The organism is Streptomyces sparsus (assembly GCF_054776295.1).
The window spans coordinates 1-4511 of the sequence record NZ_BAAHCA010000376.1 but is presented as its reverse complement, the minus strand read 5'-3'; the positions used below and the strand labels follow the sequence as shown (position 1 = coordinate 4511).

Here is a 4511-nt window from a genome sequence, read left to right as displayed (position 1 = left end):
TGGAGGGCGCGGGCAGGCCGCCGCAGGCACGTCTGCTGCTGGGCACCCTGGCCTACGTCTGCCACCGGCTGGCCGCCTAGCGGCCGACCGCGAGGGGGCGCGGAAGCATCCCACCCCTCCCCCGTCGCAACGGGAAGCGCCCCGCGACCGGCTCACGCCGGGGCGGGGCGCATTCCACGCTCGGGGGCGGGCTCGCTCCCCCGTCGATGCCGAACCTGCCCGCTGCGGGCCGCGCGGGCTTCGACCCACCAGGTCCGGTCCTCAACGGTCCGGCTCCTGCGGGCCCGGGTCTCCTGCCCCCGGCCCGGCGGCTGGACCGTGTCAGTCGCCGATCAGCGCGTCGACGAAGGCCTCCGGCTCGAAGGGGGCCAGGTCGTCGGCGCCCTCACCGAGACCGATCAGCTTCACCGGCACTCCGAGTTCACGCTGGACGGCGATCACGATGCCGCCCTTGGCGGTCCCGTCGAGCTTGGTGAGCACGATGCCGGTGATGTTCACGACCTCCGCGAACACCCGGGCCTGCACCAGGCCGTTCTGACCGGTGGTGGCGTCCAGCACCAGCAGCACCTCGTCCACCGGGCCCTGCTTCTCCACGACCCGCTTGACCTTGCCCAGCTCGTCCATCAGCCCGGCCTTGGTGTGCAGGCGGCCGGCGGTGTCGATGAGCACCACGTCGGCGCCCTCGGCGGTGCCCTCCTTCACCGCGTCGAAGGCCACCGAAGCGGGGTCTCCGGCCTCCGGGCCGCGTACCGTGCGCGCGCCGACCCGCTCGCCCCAGGTCTGGAGCTGGTCGGCGGCTGCCGCCCGGAAGGTGTCGGCGGCACCGAGCACGACGGACTTGCCGTCGGCGACGAGCACGCGGGCGAGCTTGCCGGTGGTGGTGGTCTTGCCCGTGCCGTTGACTCCGACGATGAGCACGACGCCCGGCCGGTCCTCGGCGCCCGAGGTCTCGGTGCGCACCTCGCGGTCCTCGTCCGGACCGACCAGCGCCAGCAGTTCCTCGCGCAGCAGCGCCCGGAGGCCCTCCGGGGTACGGGTGCCGAGCACGCGCACCCGCTCACGCAGTCGCTCCACGAGTTCCTGGGTGGGGGCGACGCCGACGTCCGCGGTGAGCAGGGTGTCCTCGATCTCCTCCCAGGTGTCCTCGTCCAGGTGCTCTCGGGAGAGCAGCGTCAGCAGGCCCTTGCCCAGCGTGTTCTGCGAACGGGACAGGCGGGTGCGCAGCCGGACCAGCCGGCCGGCGGTGGGCTCCGGGGTCTCCACTACCGGAGCCGTCGGTTCCGGCTCGACCGTGACCGTGGCCCCGGACGCGTCCGGAAGATCCACTTCCTCGATGGTGCGGCCGGGTGACTCGGGGGTGCCCTCGGCGTCCTCACCGACCCGGGGTTCGGCGGGTGGTGCGCCGACTGCGGGGCTCTGCGGGCGGTCCGGTGGCAGCGACTTCTTCCTGCGGCTGCTGACCACGAGGCCGGCGAGCGCGCCGAGCGCTACGACGGCGATGACTACGGCAAGGATGAGGATGTCCATCGGTTCCCTAGGATGTTGGCTGCGTCACGGGCAGGGGCGTGGTCCTTCGCCGGCCGGTCCGACCGGGCGAGAGCCCCTCGGGCAGGGGCGCGACCCGTCCAGTATCAGCCAGCGGCCGCGGCGCGCGGCGCCGGGCCGACCGTGTCGGTGTGCGGCGGGGTCACGAGGCGGAGAACACGGCGGAAACGGTTCTGCCCCGACTCGGCTGAGCGAGTCGGGGCAGGACCGTTCACGAGGAGCTGGGCAGCGGGGTCGGTCAGCCCATCTCCTCCAACGCCTTGCCCTTGGTCTCCGGCACCCACTTGAGGATGAACGGGATCGAGAGCGCGGCGAAGGCCGCGTAGATGACGTACGAGCCGGCCAGGTTCCAGTCGGACATCGACGGGAAGCTGGCGGTGATCAGCCAGTTGGTGATCCACTGCGCCGAGGCGGCGACACCGAGGGCGGCGGCCCTGATCCGGTTGGGGAACATCTCACCGAGCATCACCCACACCACGACGCCCCAGGAGAGTGCGAAGAACAGCACGAAGGAGTGAGCGGCGACCAGTGCCACGGTGCCCTGGACGTCCGGCAGGCTGATGTCGTCGCCGACACCCTGCTTGGAGGAGAACGCCCAGGCGGCCAGCGCGAGCGAGACCGTCATGCCGGCCGAGCCGATGAGCGCGAGCGGCTTGCGGCCGATCCGGTCGACCAGCAGCATCGCGATGACGGTGCCGATCACGTTGATGATCGACGTGGTGAAGGAGTAGAAGAACGACCCCTCCGGATCGATGCCGACCGACTGCCACAGCGAGGAGCTGTAGTAGAAGATCACGTTGATGCCGACGAGCTGCTGGAAGACGGACAGCCCGATGCCGACCCAGACGATCGGCAGCAGCCCGGCCCGGCCGCCCATCAGTTCCTTCAGCTGCGGCTTGTGCTCGCGGCGCATCCGGGAGTCGATGAGCGCGATCTTGGCGTCCAGGTCCGTCCCGGTCGGCTCGACGTCGGCGAGCACCAGCTTGGCGTCGTCGAAGCGGCCCTGGGCCACCAGATACCGCGGCGACTCGGGGATGCGCAGCGCGAGGATGCCGTAGATGAGCGCGGGTACCACCTCGATGCCCAGCATGACCTGCCACGCCTCGATGCCGAGCAGGCCACCGCGCTGGTCGCCGTCGGCGAGGTTCAGCACGGCGTAGTTGACCAGCTGGGACACGGCGATGCCCAGCACGATGGCGGCCTGCTGGAAGGACGCCAGCCGGCCGCGGTACTCGGCCGGGGCGACCTCGGCGATGTAGGCGGGGGCGATGACGGAGGCCATGCCGATGGCGACGCCGCCCAGCACCCGCCAGAAGGCGAGGTCCCAGAGCGTGAACGGCAGCATCGAGCCGAGACCGCTGGCGGCGAAGAAGAGCGCGGCGATCTGCATGACCCGGGGCCGGCCGATACGGTCGGCGAGCCGCCCGGCGATCATGGCGCCGAGCGCCGCGCCGAGCAGGGCGATGGCGATGACCGCGCCGAGAGTGGCGGAGCCGACGGCGAACTTGCCCTTGATGCCTTCGACCGCGCCGTTGATGACGGCGCTGTCGTAGCCGAAGAGGAAGCCGCCCATCGCGGCGGAGGCCGCGATGAAGATGACATGGGTGAGGTGCCTGGGCCGGCCGCGTGGCGGTTCCGGCTTCACCTGCGGGGTGCTGGTCAAGGTGCTCTCCTGCGGGACCCGGCGGCAGTGCCGGGCTTGGGGGGCGACGCTCTTCCAGTGGCGCACGCCTGACCGCGCACCACCAGTTGAAGGTAAAAGCGACGTTGCAGAGACTATGCCTTCAAGTATCGAAGTCAATAGGCAATGACATACAACACTGCCCGGTTGCGATCACCTCTCACGTTCAAGTCATGAAGCATGCGCGGAGCGGCGTCCGGTTCCTGACTCAGCTCAGGCGCTGGCTGATGACCTTGGACACCCCGTCCCCCTGCATGGATACCCCGTAAAGCGCGTCTGCCACTTCCATCGTTCGCTTCTGGTGGGTGATCACGATCAGCTGCGAGCTCTCCTGCAGTTCCACCATGATGCGGATCAGGCGCTGCAGGTTGGTGTCGTCCAGCGCCGCCTCCACCTCGTCCATCACGTAGAACGGGCTGGGCCGGGCCTTGAAGATGGACACCAGCAGTGCCACCGCCGTCAGCGACCGCTCCCCACCGGACAGCAGCGACAGCCGCTTGACCTTCTTGCCCGGCGGGCGGGCCTCCACGTCGACGCCCGTGCTGAGCATGTCGGCGGGATCGGTCAGCACCAGCCGCCCCTCACCGCCGGGGAACAGCCGGGAGAAGACGCCCTCGAACTCGCGGGCCGTGTCCTCGTACGCCTCGGTGAAGACCTGCCTGACGCGCTCGTCGACGTCCCTGATCACCTGGAGCAGGTCGGTACGCGTCTTCTTCAGGTCCTCCAGCTGCTCGCTGAGGAACTGGTGCCGCTCCTCGAGGGCGGCGAACTCCTCCAGCGCCAGCGGATTGACCTTGCCGAGCTGCTGGTGCGCCCGCTCGGCCGCCCGCAACCGCTTCTCCTGCTCGGCCCGCACGTACGGCACCGGTTGGTGACGGGGGTGCCCGGGGTCGTCCGGCAGCTGCTCGCCCTCCGCGGGCGGGGACGGCGGGACCGGCTGGTCGGGCCCGTACTCCGCGACCAGCGCCGCCGGTTCCACCCCCAGCTCCTCCAGCGCCTTGGCCTCCAGCTGCTGCACGCGCATCCGCTTCTCCGCGCCCAGCACCTCACCCCGGTGCACCGAGTCGGTCAGCTTCTCGAGCGTGGACGCCAGCTCCCGACCCCGGTTGCGCTCCGCGGTGAGCTCACGCTCCCGCTCGCCCTTGGCGAGTTCGGCGGCTGCCCGCTCCTCCTCGGCGTGCACCAGGGACACCTCGACGTGGGCCAGCAGCTGCCGGGTCCCGGACGCGACGGCACCGGCGACCTCCGCCTCGTGCCGGAGCCGGGCCCGCCGGCGCTCGGCCCG

Annotated in this window: 3 protein-coding genes; all 3 read right to left on the bottom strand. The window is 70.9% G+C overall.

The features are described 5' to 3' along the window. Positions 1 to 321: 321 nt before the first annotated feature. On the bottom strand, positions 322 to 1527 hold the full coding sequence (gene ftsY, locus ACYVE9_RS16675) for a signal recognition particle-docking protein FtsY (RefSeq protein WP_461028657.1): 1206 nt from the start codon (positions 1525 to 1527) through the stop codon (positions 322 to 324). Positions 1528 to 1783: 256 nt separating this feature from the next. Beyond that, the gene (locus tag ACYVE9_RS16670) at positions 1784 to 3208 is read right to left on the bottom strand and encodes a sugar porter family MFS transporter (protein ID WP_461028656.1); all 1425 of its coding nucleotides are present in this window, start codon (positions 3206 to 3208) and stop codon (positions 1784 to 1786) included. 226 nt (positions 3209 to 3434) lie between these two features. Further along, positions 3435 to 4511: AAA family ATPase (locus ACYVE9_RS16665; RefSeq protein ID WP_461028655.1), on the bottom strand; the 1077-nt coding region annotated here is incomplete at its 5' end.